The following is a 19,986-nucleotide window of genomic DNA, read 5'->3' as shown; positions in this document are numbered from 1 at the left end:
ACTCGGCAGGCTGACCGCTGGCGGCTGACGGCTGAAGGCTGGCCGCTGATAGCTGATGGCTGACCGTTGATATTGGTGTAGAATCAGCCCACACCACACCCTATCCGGAGGAAAAAATGGCTGAAAACAAGACATACCCGGTACCCGAGGCCTTCGCTGCCCAGGCCAACGTCACCAAGGCGCAATACGATGACATGTACCGCCGCTCCATCGAAGACCCAGCGGGCTTCTGGGCCGAGCAGGCCAATGCCTATCTGACCTGGTTCAAACCCTGGGATACCACCCTGGACTGGAGCCTCAAGCAGGACGATCTGCATATCGAATGGTTCAAGGGCGGCAAGCTCAACGTCTCCTACAACTGTCTGGACCGTCACCTGGAAAACCGGGGTGATCAAATCGCCATCATCTGGGAAGGCGACGACCCCAACGAAGACCGCAAGATCACCTATCGCCAGCTGCACGAAGAAGTCAGCCGCTTCGCCAACGTGCTCAAGTCCCGTGGCGTAAAGAAGGGCGACCGCGTCTCCCTCTATCTGCCCATGATCCCCGAGGCCGCCGTGGCCATGCTCGCCTGCACCCGCATCGGCGCGGTGCATTCCATCGTCTTCGGCGGTTTTTCTCCGGATGCCCTGCGCGATCGCATCCAGGATTCCGACTGCAAGCTGGTCATCACCTCCGACCAATCCCTGCGCGGCGGTCGCAAGGTTCCGCTCAAGGCCAATGCCGACAAGGCCATAGCCCAGTGCCCCGGCGTCACCAGCTGCATCGTCGTCCAGCGCGGCGGCGAGCCGGTGGAATGGGACGAGCAGCGCGATATCTGGTATCACGAGGCCCTGGCCGCAGCCGATCCGGTCTGCCCGGCGGAAGAAATGGACGCCGAAGACCCCCTGTTCATCCTCTACACCTCCGGCTCCACCGGCAAGCCCAAGGGCGTGCAGCACAACACCGCCGGCTACCTGCTGCAAACCGCCATGACCCACAAGACGGTATTCGACTACAAGGACGGCGAGGTCTATTGGTGTACCGCCGACGTCGGCTGGGTCACCGGCCACAGCTACATCGTCTATGGCCCCCTGACCAACGGTGCCACCACCCTGATGTTCGAAGGCATCCCCACCTACCCGGACATCTCCCGCTTCTGGCAGGTGTGCGACAAGCACAATGTCGCCACCTTCTACACCGCCCCCACCGCCATCCGCTCCCTGATGGGTGCCGGCGAAGAGCCGGTGAAGAAGACCAGCCGCAAGAGCCTGCGCCTGCTCGGTACCGTCGGCGAACCGATCAACCCCGAGGCCTGGGAGTGGTATCACCGCGTGGTGGGTGAAGAGCGCTGCCCCATCGTCGATACCTGGTGGCAGACCGAAACCGGCGCCCACATGCTCACCCCCCTGCCCGGCGCCACCCCGCTCAAGCCCGGCTCCGCCACCTTGCCCTTCTTCGGCGTGCAACCCTGCCTGCTGGACGATCAGGGCCATGAGATCGAGGGCAACCCCGCCGAGGGCAACCTGGCCATCAAACACCCCTGGCCATCGATGATGCGCACCGTTTACGGCGACCACAAGCGCTTCTTCGAGACCTACTTCGCCATGTTCCCCGGCTACTACTTCACCGGCGACGGCGCCCGCCGCGACGAGGACGGCTACTACTGGATCACCGGCCGCGTCGATGACGTGCTCAACGTCTCCGGCCATCGTCTGGGCACCGCCGAGATCGAATCCGCCCTGGTGCTGCACGATAAGGTTGCCGAGGCCGCCGTGGTGGGCTACCCGCACGACCTCACCGGTCAGGGCATCTACGCCTACGTCACCCTGATGGCGGACGAAGAGGGCAGCGACGAGCTGGCTGCGGAACTGGTCAAACTGGTGCGCACCGAGATCGGCCCCATCGCCAAGGTCAACATCATCCAGTGGGCCCCCAGCCTGCCCAAGACCCGCTCGGGCAAGATCATGCGCCGCATCCTGCGCAAGATCGCCGCCAACGAGATCGACGCCCTGGGCGACACCTCCACCCTCGCCGACCCAACGGTGGTGGATGACCTGATCCAGAATCGCCAGAACCGTTAGTCGGCCGACAGCCGTCAGCCAGCAGCCACCAGCGGCCAGCTCGAAAAAGCTGGCCGCTGGCGTTTTGGGCACCGGCCAAAATGGCGCTAAACTGGGGTTGATGGGCTTTGGCAGCGCTTTTGTTGGATCGCAAAGGACGCTAAGAAGACGCAAAGGGCGCAAAGGGTTACAAAAGTTGCAGTTCTGTAGCCCGGATGCAGCGAAGCGGAATCCGGGGAGGCACTGCAGAACATACGAGTGTCTGCTCAGCAGGCTATTACTTTGCACCTCCGAGCCAGCGCTCGGAGCTCCCAGGATGATGGACAACGGCAATGCTGTTTCACAGTAATTTTTAATGGAGCAATCATCAAGTGCCAATTTTTGACATTTCAGGTGACAAATTATCTGCCGTAGAACAGAAGAACTTTGTACTGGAAAAGGATCTGCAGTCCCTGATTGAGAAAAATCTCGAAACAGTCTTCAATTGCAGATTTATTGCGAGTGAGTTCTCAACTGGCGCTCAACATGCTGGAAGAATCGACAGCCTCGCATTATCAGAGGAAGACAATCCTGTCATTATCGAATACAAAAAAATCGAATCATCAGAACTGATAAACCAAAGTCTTTTCTACCTACATTGGATTCAAGACCATAAGGGTGATTTTGAAATCGCCGTACAAAAACAACTCGGAAGCGGAGTCAAGGTAGATTGGTCTGACGTTAGGGTTATTTGTCTTGCTCCAAACTATAAAAAGTATGACTTGCACGCTGTGCAAGTCATGGGTGCAAATATCGAGCTATGGAAATATCGATTATTTTCTAATAACTCACTTTACCTTGAAGAAATTTTTCATACTTCGAAACCAACGGCATCCACCACATCTGCTGTTGTAACCGAAAACAGATATAAAAATCCTGTTATGGTTGAAGCTGGCAAAAAAGCCGCACTAACTCGCGCCACGACAACTTATACGATCAACGAACGACTTGAAGGAAAAAGCGAAGAAATTCATGCGCTAACAATGACAATTCGCGAATTTATTCTTGGCTTGGATGAGTCCATAGAAGAAATCCCCAAAAAGCTCTATATCGCGTACAAAATTTCTCAGAATATTGCATGTATGGAAGTAAAAGGAAAAAATATTAAGCTGTTCTTAAAGCTTAAGCCGTCTGACATTCCTAACGAAACTCCATACTACAGAGATGTTACTTCAATAGGTCACTATGGCACTGGAGATGTAGAGTTTACCATATCCTCAGAAACAGAGTTCGAGTCAGTAAAAGAGTTTATTGCCATGGCATACAATAAGGTTGGTGGTTAATGGTTCATAATAATAGCACAAGCTCGGTCAGCCAATACAAATCAACTTCTACTAGGATCCAGCAAAGCCACTTTTGTCTAGCAAAATGACAGCAGACAACAATAGGACAATCACTTTGTATTACAGCTAAATCCTCTAGATCGGGCCAAAGCCCGACCTAGAACACGCTGCGAGTCCACCGATGTCATACTTTGGCTGAGAATTATGGGTAATCAGGGAACTCTTTGCGTTCTTTGCGTGACCTTTGCGCCCTTTGCGATCCTGATTTGGAGCATGTTTTGCCACTTTCTCGTTCCCACGCGCCGCGTGGGAATGCCAAAGTTCCGCGCTGCGGACCCTCTTCGCCCTGGCCATACATCTGCTACTTGATATAGACCGGATCAAGGCCCAAGGGCGTCAAATTATGCGGTTCGTTGGTTCTGCGGCGCGGGAGGCGCTGCGTTCCCACACATCGCGTGGGAACGAAAAAAACAAAGGCTTCTATTCTAGACCTGACCCCGAATTCTCGGCCTGTTCCTGGTTCAGCCTGGGTTCAGCCGGGTTGCCTATACTGGGAACCATGGCAACCACGGAGAATCCCCATGCATTACACCATCAAACCCCTGTTATTCGGTGCCGCCCTGCTTGCCGCAGGTTCGGTTCAGGCCCAGCCGAGGTGGCTGGATCAGGCCCAGAGGGATGGGGTCTTCCATTCATCGCGCCAGGAGATCCAGCAGGTACGGCACCATCGCCGCCCCCATCGGTATAGCCCGCAACAGGCCCCGCGCCGTTCCTCGCATCGCGGCCGGAATATCGTGGTGCCGCTGGTGGCCGGTGCCCTGATCGGGGCCATTATCGCCAACCACAACAGCCAGCCCAGCTACAGCGGCAAGGGGGGCTATAAATCGGCCAAGCGCCGCTGCGACCGCGATTACCGTTCCTATGATTGGGAGTCAGACACCTTCGTCACCTACGGCGGCGTGGTCAAGCTCTGCCCCTATGTACGTCCCTACTACCGCTGAGGCCGATAGCGGGAGCCCTGCTGGGTATCGCGCCTTTGCAGTTCGGCGGCAATGCCGTCGATTACCCGCCACTTGCGTCCGCACCAGTCCGGGGCCAGCAACAGATCGCCCTGGGCGGTGGCGGTGAGGCGGTGAAAGCTGACCTCGGGCGGGGTGCGCTCGACCATGTCGGCGGCGATCTGCAGATACTCCTCGAACCCCAGGGGCTGATACTCGCCCCGGCGCCACTCGTTGGCCAGCTGGGTGCCTCGCACCACATGCAGGGGGTGCAGCTTGAGGCCGTCCACCCCCAGCGCCACCACCCGATCCAGGCTGATCAGTGACTCTGCCCCGCCCTCGCCGGGCAGGCCGATGATCAGGTGGGTACAGAGCGGCAGGCCTCTGGCCCGCGCCGCCTGGGCGGTGTGCTCGTAATCGGCAAAGCCATGGCCGCGATTGACCCGCTCCAGGGTCTTGTCAAAGGCGCTTTGCAGGCCCAGCTCCAACCAGACCTCGTAGCCCTCATCCCGGTAACCGCAGAGCAGGTCCAACACCTCGGCGGAGACGCAATCCGGCCGGGTACCCACGGACAGCCCCACCACCCCTGGCACCGCCAGGGCACCCCGGTACAGACGGTCCAGCTCGGCAACACTGGCGTAGGTGTTGGTGTAGGTCTGAAAATAGGCGAAGAACAACTGCGCCTTGGTGCGTTTGGCGATCACCCGTCGGCCGATCTCGATCTGGCCGGCCACGTCCGGGTCTTCCCGCAGTCCGGGTCCGAAGGAGACGTTGTTGCAGAAGGTACAACCTCCCCGGCCCTTGCTGCCGTCCCGGTTGGGGCAGGTGAAGCCGGCGTGAATGGCGATCTTGTGCACCCGCTGGCCGTAACGGCGCAGCAGGTCCTGACCGAAGGTGTTGACCTTCTGTGGCAGTATGCTGCTCATGGGTAAAGGGCCATCCGGCCTGCGCGCAATGGCGAATAAGGGCAAAATTTCATCAAGGCTATGGTGTAATTTAGTTGATTACTGCGAAACATCCGTGCCAATTTTCGCGTCCCGAGACCCGAGTCCCGAAGCGCACAAGAAGGTGTTTCATGTTCCGGGGTGGCGCTGCCCGCTCCATGTCCGTTAGGACTGGGATGCGGGTGAACAGGGCTGGAAATAAAGGCCTACCACCAGGCACAGCACGCACCTTATCACCCCCTGGCTGCCGCTTCACCACGGAAGCCGAAAGGTCTTGCCGCGCAACGGGCAGGGCAAAGGCCGGGGCCGAATCGGTTTTTCTTGCGCTATATCAATGGCAGATTTGGCCGAGGGGTGGAAACTGTGGCCAAGTTCAGTGATTTTAAGAGACAGCCAGCATGTTCCGCAGCCATTCCCTGCACCCGTCCGCAGACCAGCCCCTGGATCAACCGCCCCGGCAGATCCGCTTGCCCAGGCCCCTGTCCCTGCCCCTGCGCCTGATGCCCGGCGGGCTGCACAGCAGGCTGCTGGCGCGGATGCTCAACCACACCCTGGCCCAGCAATTGGCCGATGCCGAACTGGACATGATGCAGGGCCGCACCCTGCAGGTGAGTATCCAGGACGCCGGCATCGACTACCGGCTGACCCTGGAGGACGGGCGGATGCAGATCAGCCATAACCCGCCGGATGTCATCCTCAGCGGCCATTTGCACGATTTTCTGTTGCTGCTGACCCGACGCGAGGACCCGGACACCCTGTTCTTTCAGCGTCGCCTGTCGATCCAGGGCGACACCGGCCTGGGCCTGAGCATCAAGAACTTCCTCGATAGCCTGGACTGGGACGAACTGCCCCTGCCCGGCTTCGCCCAGCAGGGCCTGGACAAGACCCTGGACCTGTATCAGCGAGTGTTTCGGTAGCCAGCCACCAGCTGCCAGCCTTCAGCAGTTGGCTTGTGGGGCAGCCTTCACCAAGGGGAAGCTCCTCGCCCTTTGGCTCGGCAGTGGGCGCGGCCCGCCCTGTGCTGTCGGGTTTCACGAGCAAGGAAACGAGGGCTCGCTTGGCCTTTCACCCTTCTCCCTTCGAACTTCACAATTTCTGAATCCCCGCCCTGCCGTGCCAGTAGCCGTTGCAGGCCCCGCCGGGCATGATCGGCTGCAGGCCTTGCGCCAGTTCCGCCGCCTGCTGCGGATGGTCAAGGGCCTGACGGAAGGCGCGGATCACCCGGCCGGTCTGGCTCGACTGCGGGCTTAGGCGCAACACGTCCACCCCCAGTTGCAGCAATTCGGGCACATCGGCCAGCAGGCTTTGGGTCTGCGCCGATAGGGTCTGGATGCCGTTGAGGGTGAGAAAGGCCTGATCCTCCTGGGTCTGCATCAGCAGGCCATCGGGATGGTCCAGGCAGCGCAGCTGGCAGTCGTCCTTGGGCAGGTTGTAGTGCCGTGCCGTGTAGCAGCGGGCGGAATAGGCCAGGGGCAGGCGGCCATAGGCAAACACCTCGGTCTGCAGCCCCTCGGGCAGCTCGGCGCGCATGGCCCTGAGGCTGTCGCGGCCCAGCTCCACCGGCAGAACCCAGCGCTGCATGCCCTGACGCGCCAGCACCGCAAGCCCATGCGGGTTGTAGTTGTTGATGCCGGTACCCGCCACCCAGGGGCCTTGGCCCGCCAGCAGCTGCACCGCGCCCATGTCATTGGCCTCGACGGCAAAGCAGCCATTGGCGCACAGGCGCCTCAGCTGTTTAAGCTCCGATTCCGCCTCCAGCAGACACATGGCCGAGAGCACCACCTCCTTGCCCGCTGCGGCCAGCTGCTCGGCAATCTGCAACCAGCCATCCAGGTCCAGGCTGCGCCGCTTGCTGCACACGGTCTCGCCCAGATAGACGATATCCACCGGCATCTCGGCGATTTCGGCATAAAAGTCGCGCAGTTGCTGTTCTGGCCAGAAGTAGAGCACCGGCCCCAGGGCGAGACGCGGGCTCATTGCCAGGGCCTGCTATAGGCACCCAGGGTGGTCTGGCTGCCCTCGGATACCTTGGCCAGGGCACCGTTCCACTCCGCCGTGGTCTGGTAGGCCGCCGGGTCGCGCTGGGCCCGGTCTATGGCCTGACGCCAGACCTGGGTGACCTGCGCCACATAGGCCGGGCTGCGCTGGCGGCCCTCGATCTTGATTGCCGCCACGCCCATGCGCAGCAGTTCCGGCAGCAGCTCCAGGGTGTTCAGGCTGGTGGGTTCTTCGATGGCGTGATAGGTCTTGCCGCTGACCTGAAAGCTGCCCTTGCAGATGGTCGGGTAGCTGGCCGGCTCGTCCTTGCCGTAGCGTTCGATCAGTACCGAGCCCAGGCGCGTCTCCATGCCGCTGGCGGTCTCGCGCCATTCCACGTGCTCCGCCGGCGAGCAGGCACCGTAGGTGTTGGGCGACTGACCGCTGGCATAGGAGGACAGCAGGCAGCGGCCCTCGACCATGACGCAGAGGCTGCCAAAGCCGAATACCTCGATCTCCACCGGGCTGTTCTGCACCACGTGCTCCACCTGACGCAGGGACAGCACCCTGGGCAGCACGGCGCGGCGGATGCCGAATTGCTCCTTGTAGAAGCGCAGGGCCTCATAGTTGGTGGCCGAGCCCTGTACCGACAGGTGCAGCGGCAGCTGGGGATGGCGCTGGGCGGCGTAGTCGAGCACGCCGAGATCGGCGGCGATCAGGGCATCCACCTGCAGGTCGGCCGCCACATCCACCGCCCGCTGCCAGGCCGACCAGTTGTGCGCCTGGGGATAGGTATTCACCGCCAACAGCAGACGCACGCCCTTGCTGCGCGTCAGTTCACGCGCCTTATCCAGGTTGTTCTCCTGCAGATTGAGGCCGGGAAAGTGGCGGGCATTGGTGGTATCGCGCAGGCCGGTATAGACGGCATCGGCACCGTGCTCAATGGCCGCTTTCAGCGAGGGCAGATTGCCCGCAGGACAGATTAGTTGCATGATTGGACTCACAAAAAAACAGGCGGCATGGTCTCAGCCGAGGCCCGGTCAGGGCCATGATTTAGGTCAAAACCTCAATCTGCGCAACCTTGATCTACCCAATTAAGAGACGCAGAGGGTGTCAAATCCCACCTTTACTAAAGGGGGGGCAGGGGGGATTTCTTCAACGCCTGCGGAACCACCCGCGCCAAAATCCTCCTCAATCCCCCTTTTGCAAAGGGGGAGGCCAGTTCTCTACCCATTGAGCGCCCTTCGGTCAGGGGCAAAAAACCGATTGAAAGTCTGTGTAACGCCTTGAAATATATGGTGAACAGCCCTTTCTAGCAAACCCAGATGTCAGGTCACAGGATTTGGCTCACCAGCGGCGGCAAAGATCTCGTCATACAGCTCCCAGGCGGCCAGGGCCTGTTCGCGGCTGATTTTCTCCATCGCCTGGCCCAGGTGCACCATGACGAAATCACCGGGCTGAAACGCCTCGTGTTGCAGCATCAACAGCCCCACCTCGCGCTCCACGCCCTTGGCCTCGCACTGGGCGCTGTACTGACCGACCGATTTGATCTGCATGGGGATACCCAGACACATGCGCTTGCCCCTTAAAACCACAACGGCCAAGTATGGCGCAAGCGCCGGGGCTTGTCATCCGGGCAATGGCACACGGCTAGAAATTGGGTTTGGCTGTCACTAAAGATTCAAGGGCCTGGGGGATACTGGGGGCCTACTTTCCTGGCCTGGATCGGGCCAGAGGCAACCGAGATATCCCCTTGAAACCGAAGCGTCTTTTACAAGGTCTCAGGCCCGCCTTGGCCTGGCCGCTGTGGGCTCAGCTGGCACTGGCGCTGGGGCTGATTGGTCTGATCCTGATCCTGCTCATGGGGCTGGCCATCGATGGCCTGGCCCGCCAGCAGAAACAGCAACTGCTGGAGGACTTCTACCACAGCCAGTTGCAATTGCTCACCGCCGCCAGCCTGGATGCCCTGGCCAGTGGGGACAGGCAACGGCTGGATCAGCTGGCCCAGGCGAGCATGGATCGGCTGGGGCAGATCCGTTACATCCAGTTCAGCGACGCGCAGGGGCGCGGCCTGATCCAACGCCAACGCGACCAGGCCGGGACCGGTCAGGGCAGGCTGATCCTGCTGCAACAACAGCTGACGCACGCTGGTCGGCCGATTGGTGTCGTCCGGCTGGGCTGGGACCCCAGCCAGGAGCAGGCCAGGCTCAATCAGGGCGTGCGCTGGTTGCAGCTGATCCTGGTGTTTCTGCTGCTGTTGGCCGGGCTGGTGCTGTCCTTCTGGATCCACTGGCTGGTGATCCGCCCGGTCAACGGCCTGGCCGGGCGCATCCAGCGTTTTCTTGACCATCAACAGGCCCTCAGCCCCGGCCAGCAGGGTGCCCGTGAACTGCGTCAGCTCAACCAGATGGTGCAGCAGTTCGGTGACACCCTGCAACTGCAACGGCTGGCGGAGCAGGACCTGCGCGACAGCCAGGACCAACTGCTGAAGAAGGTGGATGAGCGCACCGCCGAACTCAACCAGGCAAAGGAGCGCGCGGAGCAGGCCAGCCGCGCCAAAAGCGAATTCCTTGCCACCATGAGCCACGAGATCCGCACCCCGATGAACGGCGTGCTGGGCATGGTGGAACTGCTCGATCAGACCGAGCTGAACGCGCACCAGCGGCATTACCTGAGAAGCATCAAGCGCTCCGGCCAGACCCTGATGCGTATCATCGACGACGTCCTCGACTTCTCCAAGATCCAGGCCGGCCGCCTGGACCTGCTGAACGAGCCCTTTGACCTGCGCCAGGTGATCCAGGAGGTGGTTGATCTGTTCAGGGATCAGACCCGGCACAAGGGCCTGGATCTGCAAGCGCAACTGAACCCCGACCTGCCCCCTGGACTGCTCGGCGATGCCAGCCGCCTCAGCCAGATCCTGTTCAATCTGCTGGGCAATGCGATCAAGTTCACCGAGCCCCATGGCCGGGTGCGTGTTCGGGTCAGCCTATTGCCCTCCCGGGCCGAGCGCCCCCTGCTACAATTCGAGATCAGCGACAACGGCATCGGCATCCCGCTGGACTTTCAGCCCTACCTGTTTCAGGCCTTCAGTCAGTCGGACGGCTCCATCAGCCGCAAATACGGCGGCAGTGGCCTGGGGCTGGTGATTGCCAAGCGGCTGTCGCGCCTGATGGGCGGTGATCTCTGGTTTGAAAGCGAGCCGGGCCAGGGCTCTACCTTCTGGTTCAGCGCCCGTTTTCAGGCCCTGGATGATCAGGCCTGGAGCCAGATGCGGTCCTGCCAGCGCCTGCTCGGCCAAGACCCACTGGAGCATGAATACGATGCACGGGTACTGTTGGCGGAGGATAACCCGGTCAATCAGGAGGTGGTCATCTCGGTGCTGGAACGCCTGGGCTGCCGGGTCGATGTCGCCTTCAACGGCCTGGAGGCACTGAGCGGCTACGCCCGCAAGGCCGATGAATATCAGCTGATCCTCATGGACTGCGAGATGCCGGAGCTGGACGGCTACCAGGCCAGCCGCAAGATCCGCCGCCTGGAGCAGGCCCGCGGCCTGCGCCGCACCCCCATCATCGCCCTCACCGCGCACGCCCTGGAGGGGGCGCGGGCCGCCTGCCTGGCGGCGGGCATGGACGATTATCTGAGCAAGCCCTTCCGCTTTGCCCAGATAGCGGCCCTGTTGATGAAGTGGCTGCCCACCACGCGCTGGCGACTGCGCCAGGCGATGGCCGCCAGCGAGACAACCCCCAGCCCGGAGGACCGGACCCGGCGCTGGGTCCGGCGGTCGGTCATGCAGTGCTTGACCGGGGGCAGATCGAGCAACTGCTGGAGCTGGATCAGCGGGGTCAGGGCGGGCTCTGGGCGCGCAGCGTGCAGGCCTATCTGCAGGAGGCTGAGCGCCTGCTCGGCGAGATCGAGCAACACCTGGCCGCCGACCAGCACGAACTGCTGCGCCGCGCCGCCCATGGCCTGAAATCATGCAGCGGCAGCCTGGGGGCGGCGCGCATGTTCCACCTGGCCCAGACCCTGGAGCAGGCAGCGGCCCAGGGCCTGGCCTCGGTGGAGCACCTGCTGCATCTGCAAAAGGCCCTGGAACACACCAGAGAGCTGTTGCAGGACGCCTGTTAAGGACTACCCTCCGTCCTCTATCTTCTGTCCTCTGTCCTCTGTCCTCTGTCCTCTGTCCTCTGTCCTCTGTCCTCTGTCCGTAGTCCTCCGTTCTCTGCCCCTCAGGCCGCGCAGGGAACCGCCTCAAGCAGGTCTTCTACCCTCTGCGGCTGCTCCTCTTGCTGGCCATGCAGCTCCAGCAGACAGGGCTTGCCCAGATAGAACCCCTGGGCATAATCAACCCCGATCTTTCTCAGCAAGGCGAGGCTCTCGGGGGTCTCGACGAACTCGGCGATGGTGCGCTTGCCCAGGGCATGGGCCATGGCGTTGATCGCCGCCACCAGCTCCTGATTCACCGGGTCCCTCTCCAACTGACGCACAAAGACGCCGTCGATCTTGAGAAAACGCGCCGGCAGATCCCGCAGATAGGCATAGGAGCAGTGACCGGTGCCGAAGTCATCCAGGGCGATGGCAAAGCCCAGTTCATCCAGCTCGCGCAGCAGGCGCTTGGCCTGGTCCTTGTCGCTCATCGCCGCAGTCTCAGTCACCTCAAAGCAGATACGCGCCGGATTCAGCCCCTGTTGGCGGTACTCCCCCTTGATCAGCTCCAGCAGTTCGGGGGCGTTGAGGGAATGACCGGAGAGATTGATCGACACCCGCGGCCGCTGCTCCGGGGGAAAGCCGTGCAACCACTGGAAGCACTGGCGAATGACCCAGATATCCAACGGCAGGGACAGGCCAAAGCGCTCCACCGCCGGCAGAAAGGCCCCCGGCGAGATCCACTGGCCCTGGCGGTTTTGCGCCCGCAGCAGGATCTCCAGGATGGGCTCGTCACGCTGGGGATTGAGCGGCGCTATGGTCTGGCAGAACAGGCGCAGACGGCCCTCCTGCATGGCATCCGACAGCTCGCTCAGGCTGCTCACCTGCAACAGCCGCTGACTCATCTCCGGGGGCTGGTTGCAGGCCACATAGAGGCGGTTGCGACCCAGCTCCTTGGCGGTGTGGGCGGCCATATCCGCGGCGTTGAGGGCGGCGGAGATATCCCCATCGAACTCATCCAGGCCCACCAGCCCCATGCTCAGGGTGAGGGCGAACAGGGGCCGAGTGTTCAACTCGGCCACCCGCTGGCGGATGGTCTCCGCCACCTGCACCGCACGATCCTTGGGGCAATGCTCCAGCACCACGACGAACTCGTCCTCGCCGTGCCAGCACAGGGAGCTGTGTTTCGGCAGATTGCGGCGGATCACCTCACCCACCGAGGCCAGCAGGCGGTCGCCCTGTTCCAGGCCATAGAGGGTGTTGAACAGGTTGAACTGGTCCAGGTCCACATAGAGCAGCAGATGGCCACGACCGCCATTGCGCCCCACCAGCCTGGCCAGATGCCGGGTAAAGGCATATTTATCCAGCAGATAGCCCTGGCCGGTCAGTGGATGGCCAGCCGTCTCGATATCGGGCCGGGGCACAGGGCCCTCGGGCCGACGGGCGGGCTCGGGCTGCGCCACGCCGTGGCGGCCACCGGGCAACAGCAACAACAGGCCCAGGCTGGAGAGCCAGACCAGTGGCAGCAAGCCATCGCTGAGCAGGGGGCTGGGCAGGGAGTGCCCGCCTGCCCCAGGGGATAGATAAAGCAACAGAAACAGGCTACCCGGCCCCAGGATCAGGGCCAAAAGCAACAAAATGCGCCAATGATGCATCGTAAATCGCACGAACACAGCAACCTCCCCCAGGCCAGGCCTGGATGTAGGGTTAACCTTCCGGGCCACGGCGGGGCCTGGATGATAGATAACGGGCAAGGCCCGAAGACAATGAACGCGGCAGAACGAGGCCGTAGCACGGAAAGGGGCTAACAGAGGGGTTAGCGGTAGAGGTGGACCTGCCGGGGTAGAACCCAAGGCAGGTCGGGGAGGGGCGAAAGAAAAGGCCCGAAGCGCAGCGAAACAAGCCAGGCTGCAACTACACCCTAGCCCAGCCGGGGATAATGTCAAGGCTCGATTCAGGGCCTTTTTTGACTGTCACAAAGGGTCTGCAGAAAAACCCTGGGCCCTGAGTTGGTTGCCGAGTATTCCTGGTTGGTTATTCAGTAATGGAAATATTCTCCAGCGGACCTTTTTCAAGTATTGGCAGACAAGGACCCAGGCCCCTGGGCAGGGGCCGGCGGGGCATCCAGGCATTGCCACAAAAGCATCACCTGAGCGCAAAGAATGGCTGCTAATCTGATCCGCCCGACACGAACTACACTGAGGCCAGATGATGTTGCACAGGGCAAGCCAATCCCCTGCCGATAAGGCCATTCTCAAGGCCGGCCCCGGTCAGTCAGAACAACCGGAACTGGGCCGCTGTTACCGGGATAACCGGGGTCACAGCTTCGTCGTCCAGGCCCTGGGCGGACGTATCCTCATAGAATACGCCAATGGCGAGTTCCGCACCCTGGGCAGGGATCAATGGCAACAGCTACAGCCGGTACCCGCCCTGTTCTAAACCCCTGCCGATCGGCCAAGGGGCAAGTCGTTACCCTGTGCGATCTCTGCGTCCTGAAATTCTCGACTTGTTGATCAGCATTTCACTGACAGGAAACCAAGGACATTGGAAAACCAAACCATGACAGCGCAAGCCCAAAGCGAACTCCTCATTGCCGATGATGACCCCATACTGCTGGGCCTGGTGGCCGAAGGACTGACCCTGGCCGGTTACCGGGTGCGCCAGGCCAGCTGCGGCAAGGCGGCCCTCGGTCTGTGTCGGGAACAGGCACCGGACCTGGCCATTCTGGATATTGGCATGCCGGATCTCAACGGCATAGAACTGGCCGAGATCCTGCGCCGCGAAACCCAGGTGCCGGTGCTTTTTCTCACCGGCCATGGCGAACAGATCGTGGTGGACAAGGCCATGTCCTCGGCCCAGGGCATGGCCCTGGGCTATGTCCTCAAGCCGGTGAAGATCGATAGCCTGATCCCCCAGGTACAGGCGGCGCTGGAGCTGTCGCAACACCTCAACGGCCTGAAATGCCGCGAGACCCAGTTGCAGGACAGCCTGAGCAAGAGCCATCAGATCGACCTGGCCACCGGCATCCTGATGGAGCGCTTTCACCTGGGATTGAGCGAGGCGGAGGAGGCCCTGCGCCGTCAGGCCCGCTCGGAACGACGCAAAATGGCCGATCTGGCGGCAGAGATCATCGCCGCCTCGGACCGACTCAAGACCCCGCTCAGGGTGCAGCAAATCCTGCTGGAGCAAGAGCCCGGCGGGCGCAGAAGATCCCGCTCCTGAGGCGGCGGGAATCACCCCCGGCAAGGCCGACCCCGTCTCTGCCATCGCCCAAGCCCTGTCCTCGCCAAGGACCGCTACGGCCCGGCTTGTTCGGCAAACAGGCCAATCAAGTCATTGAGAAATCGCCAGCCCAGGGGGCTGGCCTGGATGCGCTCTGGGCCTGGCCGCAGCAGGCCGAGGTCATGGGCCTGTTGCAGGGGGGCTGCAATGACCGCCGGATCAAGCCCGGTGCGCTGGCCGAACAGCCCCAGATCGACCCCCTGCTTCAGGCGCAGGGCGTTGAGCATGAACTCCAGGGGCAGCTCGCTGGCGCTCAATATCCGGTAGCTGGGGCGGGCAGCGGGGTTGGCCAGATACCGGCTTGGCCCGCGCGGCCGGGCGTAGCGGCGTATCCGGCCTGGGGCCTGGGTCAGCTTGCCGTGGGCACCGGCCCCTATGCCCAGATAATCGCCAAATCGCCAGTAGTTGAGGTTGTGGCCACAGGCCCGTCCCGGCCGGGCATAGGCAGACACCTCGTATTGCCGCAGACCGGCCTGCTCCAGCAGGCCCTGACCCTGCTCCTGGATATCCGCCAGGCTCTCGTCGTCGGGCAAGCTTGGCGGGCTGTGGTAAAAGGGGGTGTTGGGCTCCAGGCTGAGCTGGTACCAGGATAGGTGCTCAGGCCCCAGCGCCAGGGCCTGATGCAGATCGGCCAGGGCCTGGGCCTGGGTCTGGCCGGGCAGGCCGAACATGAGGTCGATATTGAGGTTATCGAACCCGGCCGCCCGCGCCAGCTCAATCGCCCGCAGCGCCTGGGCCGCATCGTGGACCCGGCCGATGCGCCGCAAACAGCCGTCATCGAAGCTCTGCACGCCGATAGACAGGCGATTCACCCCGGCGGCGCGATAGGCGGCAAAGTGCCCGGCATCCACCGCGCCGGGGTTGGCCTCCAGGCTGATCTCCAGCTGGGCGGACAGCTCTGCCAGCCCCGCTATGCCCTGCAACAGCTCGGCCAGGGCCGGGCCGGAGAGCAGGCTGGGGGTGCCGCCGCCGATGAAGATGCTGCCAATCGGCCTGACTGGCTGCCCATCCAGCTGGGCCTTTAGATCCGCCAGCAGGGCCTGCACATAGTCGCCATCGGCCAGCCGCCCCTGGGCGTGGGAGTTGAAATCGCAATAGGGGCACTTTTGCAGACACCAGGGGTAGTGCACATAGAGCCCCAGAGGCGGGACCAAGGCCTGGCCGCTGCCATCCAACAGCAGCGGCCTATGCCGAACCCTGGCCGATCAAGGCCAGCTTCTGCTGTCGGGACAAGGCCTTGATCTCCAGTTCTCGGCGCAGGGCCTGGCCCTGGTCGGTGCTGGTTTCGCTATACACCAGCTCCAGGGGCAGGCGGCCTCGGGTGTACTTGGCTCCCTTGCCGGCGCGGTGCTTGGCCAGGCGCGCCTGCAGGTCGGTGGCCACGCCGGTATAGAGGCTGCCATCACCACAGCGAAGCATGTAGAGGGTCCAGGTCTTGTTGTTCATTACCAATAAGGTCGCGCTGTTCGTTCGCCCATGATCACTGGACAGGGATCTTATCTCAACCCGGTGCATTACCGTGAGACATCCGTGGCAACTCACGAGTCCCGAGCCCCGAGTCCCGAAGCGACCATGATAGGTTTCATGTTCAGGGGTGTCGCTGTCCGCTCCATGTCCGTTGGGCGGCCATAATCCATCACCAGGACCGAGGGTCGGCAATTGGCGTACAATCCCCCCATCACTGGTTAAGAGCACTGATCCGGCACTATGCCCAACGCCCTGGATACTTGGTTTGACTTTCTCAAGGATCGGCCCCTGCCGATCCAGGCCGCCATTGCCCTGCGCGTACAACAGACCCTGAACCGCGCCATTGCCTCCCACCATGACTTTGCCGAGATCCTGCGCTTTGGTCCGGGCATGAGCATCGAGGTGTTTCGCAGCCTGCGCCGCCTGCATGAGCCACCAAAGAACCCCATCGAAACCCTGCCCCACGCCATCGCCATGCTTGGCCTGGAACCCCTGCAACTGGCCACCCTGCGCATGCCCAGCATCGACCGCCTGGCCGATGAGGCCATCCCCGGCCTGCGCCTGTGCTTTGGCCGGGCCATCCAGTCGGCCTATTTTGCCCGCCGCTGGGCCGAGATCAAGGGGCTGGGCAACCCCGAGGCCATAGGCCTGGCGGCGCTGGTGGATGAGTGCGCCGAAATGGCCCTGTGGAGCAACGCGCCGGAGCAGATGCTGGCCATCAACCGGCTGCGCGCCCAGGGCAGCACCAGCAATGATGCCGCCCTGCGGGTGCTGGGGGTGAGCCTCAACCGCCTTAGCCTGAGGCTGGCGGAACACTGGTTTCTGCCGCCGCTGACCCTGGAGTCCCTGAGCAACAACGTATATGAGACCCGCCCCCTGTGCGTGGTGCTGGCCACCCACCTGGCGCGCACCATTGACCAGCAATGGGTCAACCCCAAATCCGCCCTGCTGCTGGAGCTGATTCAGGAGTTTCTCGATTGGGATAACGCTCAGGTCGTCGCCCTGCTGCACCGGCAGGCGGCGGAGATTGCCCGCGCCGCCCAGTTCACCGGCCTGCCCATGGCCATTCATCACCTGCCCTTCATCACCGAGCAGGCATCGATCAAACGCCGCTCAAGCCCGCTGCCCGCGACCCGGCTGGTCAAGCAAAGGCGGCAGCCACAGCCGGGCACGCCCAAGCCAAACAGGGCACCCAGCGGGACGGACCAGGCCCAATCCGTTCAGGCCAAGGCCGTCAGCAAACCGGCCCAGTCCAGCACCCCGACCCCGGAGGCCAGCCCGCCAGCCGCGCCCCAGCCGACAGCCACCCACAACGGCGGCCGGACCGACTTTGCCCAGGCCCTGCGTCAATTGGTAACGCTCATCCAGCGCAAGCTCGGCCTGCAACGCTGCCTGTTCGCCCGCCAGAACGATGCCGGCAGGCTCAAACAGGAGCTGCTGGTGGGCCTGGATACCGAGCCCCTGCAAGACTTTGATCACGAACTGCGCGGCAGCCTGTTTTTCGCCCTGATGCAGAAACCCGTCGGGCTTTGGTTGAACTCGCAGAATCGGCACCGATATAAGGGTCTGATACCCAAGGATGCCGGCGATTGGTCAGACAAGGACAGCTTCATGATGGCCCTGTTTTGCGACAACCGCGCCGTCGGCCTGATCTACGCCGACAACAACGGTGCCCCCCTGAACAACGACGACTTCATGCGCTTCAAGACCGCGATTGAGAAATTCAGTCAGGTCATGACGCAAAGCGGCAGATGCCCCGAGCATGTTGCAGGCCCTAAGGCCGATGAGGCCATTTCGACGGACCCCAGTTGACCGACCCAGCTAACCCTGAGCCAGTTTCCGGTTCTTCCAGCATCAGGATCAGTAGTTATGAAAGAAAATCAGCACAGGCCGAGCGAGATCAGCCTGCACCGTAAATCACGCCTGCTGGTGATTGGCTTCGATGACGGCAGCCGCTTTGAGCTGCCCTGCGAATACCTGCGCGTACACTCCCACGCCGCCGAGGTAAAGAGCAGCGGCCAACCGGTCACCGGTAAGGAGGAGGTCAACATCGAGCGCATCGAGCCACAGGGCAACTACGCCCTGCGCATCAGCTTCGACGACGGCCATGACACCGGCATCTATTCCTGGGAGACCCTCTACGACCTGGGTCAGAACCAGGAAGGCTATTGGCAGGACTACCTGGCCCAGCTCAAGGCCATAGGCTACCAGCGCCACGCCGACAGCCCGGCAGCGGGGCAACCGCGAAGCCTCAAGCTGCTCTACTTCGCCTATCTGGCCAAGCTGCTGCGCCGGGACAGCGAGGAGTTGCAGGTACCCGCCTCGGTGCAGGATGTCACTGGCCTGCTCAAATGGCTCAGGCATAAATGGCGCGACAAGGGCTATCTGCTGGAGGATGAGCGGGTACGGGTCACGGTCAACCGGCAGTTTGCCGAGCCCTTCACCCGCCTGGATGGCGGCGATGAGGTGGCCATCACCCCCAACTCGCCCAACCCGCCACCGCCCCCGGCCAAGCAGTGAGCCGAACTGATGGGCATGAGAATCCCCCTGGGCAGTCTGGTCATCATCCCCTTTGCCCTCTTCATCCTGGGCATACCCTTGATCCTGCTGAATTCGGCACCACCCTGGCCCTTTATCTGCGAGCCGGAAACCCAGGGCCAGCACCCCAACCACCTGGCCCTGCAACAGGCACGGGAGCGGGCCTGTCGGCAACGGCCAGCCTCCCCCATTGAGCTTAGCCAGATCTGGCCCGGTGATTGGCAGCGGCTCGAAGCCTTCCGCCCCTACCGCAGCAACCTATCGGTGATCGAACGGGTTGGCCTTGATCTCAGGGTCCTCAGCTGTAGCCGCAGCCAGCTGCACGACGAATGGAGCCAGCTGGTGCTGGTATCGGCCGATGGCTCCCTGCTGGGCTTCGATGTGGCCACCGAACTGGCCCGGGAGATACCCAACAGACTGGAACGGGCCGAGGCCAGGATCAGCCCGAGCTGCCCAAGCCAGTGACCTCAGCCCTGGGCCTGCCGATGCAGCTGGCGCAAGGTGGCCAGGTCCACATAGCCCTTGGCCAGCGCCGGGCCGGCCAGCACCTGGGCCGGTTGGCCCGGCTCGCCCAGCTGGTCCAGCACCAGGCTGGCACCACTGAAGTCCTGCTGCCGGGTGTAGTCGTTGACCGTCACCAACAGGGCCTTGATCTGGGCATCACGCGCCGCGCGCAGGCCGTTGTCCGAGTCCTCCAGGGCCAGGCATTGCTCGGCGCTGACCCCCATGCGCTGCATGGCCCAGAGATAGATGTCCGGGGCCGGTTTCTTGGCCGCCACCAGATCACCGGCGGCGATCACCTCGAACCAGTCGTTTGATTCCGGCCCCAGGGTGCTGTCAAGCAGGGCGCTGACGTTCAACGGCGTGGTGGTGGTGGCTATGGCCAGGCGCAGCCCGGCGCTACGCGCCTCTGCGATCAACCGTTTTACCCCAGGGCGCAGGGGGATGGCCCCCTCGGCCAGCATCTGGGCATAGTGGCGGGTCTTGGCCTGGTGCAGCCCGGCGATGAAGCCCGCCAGGTCCGGCGGGGGCTCAAAGCAGCGATTGAACCGCTCCAGATAATAGTGCATACGCTCCTTGCCGCCGGTCACCTGCAGCAGCTGGCCATACAGCTCTTCGCTCCAGTCCCAATCCAGACCGGCCTCGGCGAAGGCGCGGTTGAAGGCCAGTCTATGGCCATCGCGCTCGGTATCGGCCAGGGTGCCGTCCACATCGAATAGCAGAACATCCAAAGATGCCTTGTTTGATTCCGCTGTCACTTCAGCTCACTCCC

The 19,986-nt window shown here is 62.3% G+C and carries 19 protein-coding genes; 11 read left to right on the top strand and 8 right to left on the bottom strand.

Going from position 1 to position 19,986, the window contains the following annotated elements; translation table 11 throughout:
- Positions 1–116 precede the first annotated feature (116 nt).
- From acs to D5125_13680, 3 genes are all read left to right on the top strand, one after another.
- Positions 117–2,063: an acetate--CoA ligase gene (acs, locus tag D5125_13690; GenBank protein ID QFY90450.1), complete on the top strand. Its 1,947-nt coding sequence runs from the start codon at positions 117–119 to the stop codon at positions 2,061–2,063.
- A gap of 350 nt (positions 2,064–2,413) precedes the next feature.
- Positions 2,414–3,364, top strand: coding sequence for a hypothetical protein (locus tag D5125_13685; GenBank protein ID QFY90449.1), 951 nt, complete (start codon positions 2,414–2,416; stop codon positions 3,362–3,364).
- A gap of 581 nt (positions 3,365–3,945) precedes the next feature.
- Positions 3,946–4,365 (top strand): BA14K family protein, encoded by a 420-nt coding sequence (locus D5125_13680; GenBank protein QFY90448.1) that lies wholly within the window; start codon positions 3,946–3,948, stop codon positions 4,363–4,365.
- On the opposite strand, the gene D5125_13675 is transcribed toward D5125_13680, so the two are convergent.
- On the bottom strand, positions 4,356–5,288 hold the full coding sequence (locus tag D5125_13675; protein QFY90447.1) for a TIGR01212 family radical SAM protein: 933 nt from the start codon (positions 5,286–5,288) through the stop codon (positions 4,356–4,358). The two genes, D5125_13680 and D5125_13675, sit on opposite strands and share 10 nt — an antisense overlap.
- A 416-nt stretch (positions 5,289–5,704) precedes the next feature.
- Here D5125_13675 and D5125_13670 point away from each other — a divergent pair, with 416 nt between their 5' ends.
- On the top strand, positions 5,705–6,223 hold the full coding sequence (locus tag D5125_13670; GenBank protein QFY90446.1) for an SCP2 sterol-binding domain-containing protein: 519 nt from the start codon (positions 5,705–5,707) through the stop codon (positions 6,221–6,223).
- Positions 6,224–6,392: 169 nt separating this feature from the next.
- On the opposite strand, the gene D5125_13665 is transcribed toward D5125_13670, so the two are convergent.
- The 3 genes from D5125_13665 to D5125_13655 all read right to left on the bottom strand — a co-directional run bounded on the left by D5125_13665 (position 6,393) and on the right by D5125_13655 (position 8,857).
- Entirely contained in the window at positions 6,393–7,283 is an 891-nt protein-coding gene (locus D5125_13665) for a U32 family peptidase (GenBank protein ID QFY90445.2), read from the bottom strand.
- Positions 7,280–8,275, bottom strand: coding sequence for a U32 family peptidase (locus D5125_13660; protein ID QFY90444.1), 996 nt, complete (start codon positions 8,273–8,275; stop codon positions 7,280–7,282). Before D5125_13660 ends, D5125_13665 begins: the two co-directional genes overlap by 4 nt.
- Before the next feature lie 336 nt (positions 8,276–8,611).
- Complete coding sequence (locus tag D5125_13655; GenBank protein ID QFY90443.1) at positions 8,612–8,857, bottom strand: HypC/HybG/HupF family hydrogenase formation chaperone; 246 nt, start codon at positions 8,855–8,857, stop codon at positions 8,612–8,614.
- A gap of 218 nt (positions 8,858–9,075) precedes the next feature.
- Between D5125_13655 and D5125_13650 the strand changes: the two genes are divergently transcribed.
- Both D5125_13650 and D5125_17145 read left to right on the top strand, forming a co-directional pair.
- On the top strand, positions 9,076–11,253 hold the full coding sequence (locus D5125_13650) for a response regulator (GenBank protein ID QFY90442.1): 2,178 nt from the start codon (positions 9,076–9,078) through the stop codon (positions 11,251–11,253).
- Positions 11,151–11,408, top strand: a complete 258-nt coding sequence (locus tag D5125_17145) for an Hpt domain-containing protein (protein QPB72257.1) — start codon at positions 11,151–11,153, stop codon at positions 11,406–11,408. Before D5125_13650 ends, D5125_17145 begins: the two co-directional genes overlap by 103 nt.
- 101 nt (positions 11,409–11,509) lie before the next feature.
- Here D5125_17145 and D5125_13640 read toward each other — a convergent pair whose 3' ends face one another.
- Positions 11,510–13,093, bottom strand: coding sequence for a GGDEF and EAL domain-containing protein (locus D5125_13640; protein QFY90440.2), 1,584 nt, complete (start codon positions 13,091–13,093; stop codon positions 11,510–11,512).
- A 541-nt stretch (positions 13,094–13,634) separates the two neighbouring features.
- On the opposite strand from D5125_13640, the gene D5125_13635 reads away from it, so the two are divergent.
- Positions 13,635–13,865 (top strand): hypothetical protein, encoded by a 231-nt coding sequence (locus tag D5125_13635; protein QFY90439.2) that lies wholly within the window; start codon positions 13,635–13,637, stop codon positions 13,863–13,865.
- 120 nt (positions 13,866–13,985) lie between these two features.
- Entirely contained in the window at positions 13,986–14,648 is a 663-nt protein-coding gene (locus tag D5125_13630; GenBank protein QFY90438.2) for a response regulator, read from the top strand.
- 74 nt (positions 14,649–14,722) lie between these two features.
- On the opposite strand, the gene hemW is transcribed toward D5125_13630, so the two are convergent.
- Both hemW and D5125_13620 read right to left on the bottom strand, forming a co-directional pair.
- Positions 14,723–15,889 carry a radical SAM family heme chaperone HemW gene (hemW, locus tag D5125_13625; protein QFY90437.1) on the bottom strand — a complete coding sequence of 389 codons (1,167 nt, stop codon included), beginning with the start codon at positions 15,887–15,889 and terminating at the stop codon, positions 14,723–14,725.
- A gap of 4 nt (positions 15,890–15,893) precedes the next feature.
- Entirely contained in the window at positions 15,894–16,154 is a 261-nt protein-coding gene (locus D5125_13620; protein ID QFY90436.1) for a GIY-YIG nuclease family protein, read from the bottom strand.
- A gap of 261 nt (positions 16,155–16,415) precedes the next feature.
- Here D5125_13620 and D5125_13615 point away from each other — a divergent pair, with 261 nt between their 5' ends.
- Genes D5125_13615 through D5125_13605 form a run of 3 tightly spaced genes read left to right on the top strand, consistent with a single transcriptional unit; the run spans position 16,416 to position 19,178 of the window.
- On the top strand, positions 16,416–17,987 hold the full coding sequence (locus D5125_13615; GenBank protein QFY90435.1) for an HDOD domain-containing protein: 1,572 nt from the start codon (positions 16,416–16,418) through the stop codon (positions 17,985–17,987).
- A gap of 57 nt (positions 17,988–18,044) precedes the next feature.
- A complete protein-coding gene (locus tag D5125_13610) occupies positions 18,045–18,695 on the top strand; it encodes a DUF971 domain-containing protein (protein ID QFY90434.1) in 651 nt (216 codons plus the stop codon).
- A gap of 15 nt (positions 18,696–18,710) precedes the next feature.
- Positions 18,711–19,178 (top strand): hypothetical protein, encoded by a 468-nt coding sequence (locus tag D5125_13605; GenBank protein ID QFY90433.2) that lies wholly within the window; start codon positions 18,711–18,713, stop codon positions 19,176–19,178.
- A gap of 2 nt (positions 19,179–19,180) precedes the next feature.
- Here the strand turns inward: D5125_13605 and D5125_13600 are convergent, their stop codons facing one another.
- Positions 19,181–19,945, bottom strand: a complete 765-nt coding sequence (locus D5125_13600) for an HAD family hydrolase (GenBank protein ID QFY90432.1) — start codon at positions 19,943–19,945, stop codon at positions 19,181–19,183.
- Positions 19,946–19,986 lie beyond the last annotated feature (41 nt).

Origin of the sequence: gamma proteobacterium SS-5 (genome assembly GCA_009497875.2) — a bacterium.
GTDB lineage: Bacteria > Pseudomonadota > Gammaproteobacteria > Chromatiales > Chromatiaceae > Magnetovirga > Magnetovirga frankeli.
This window is presented reverse-complemented; position numbering and strand designations above follow the sequence as displayed.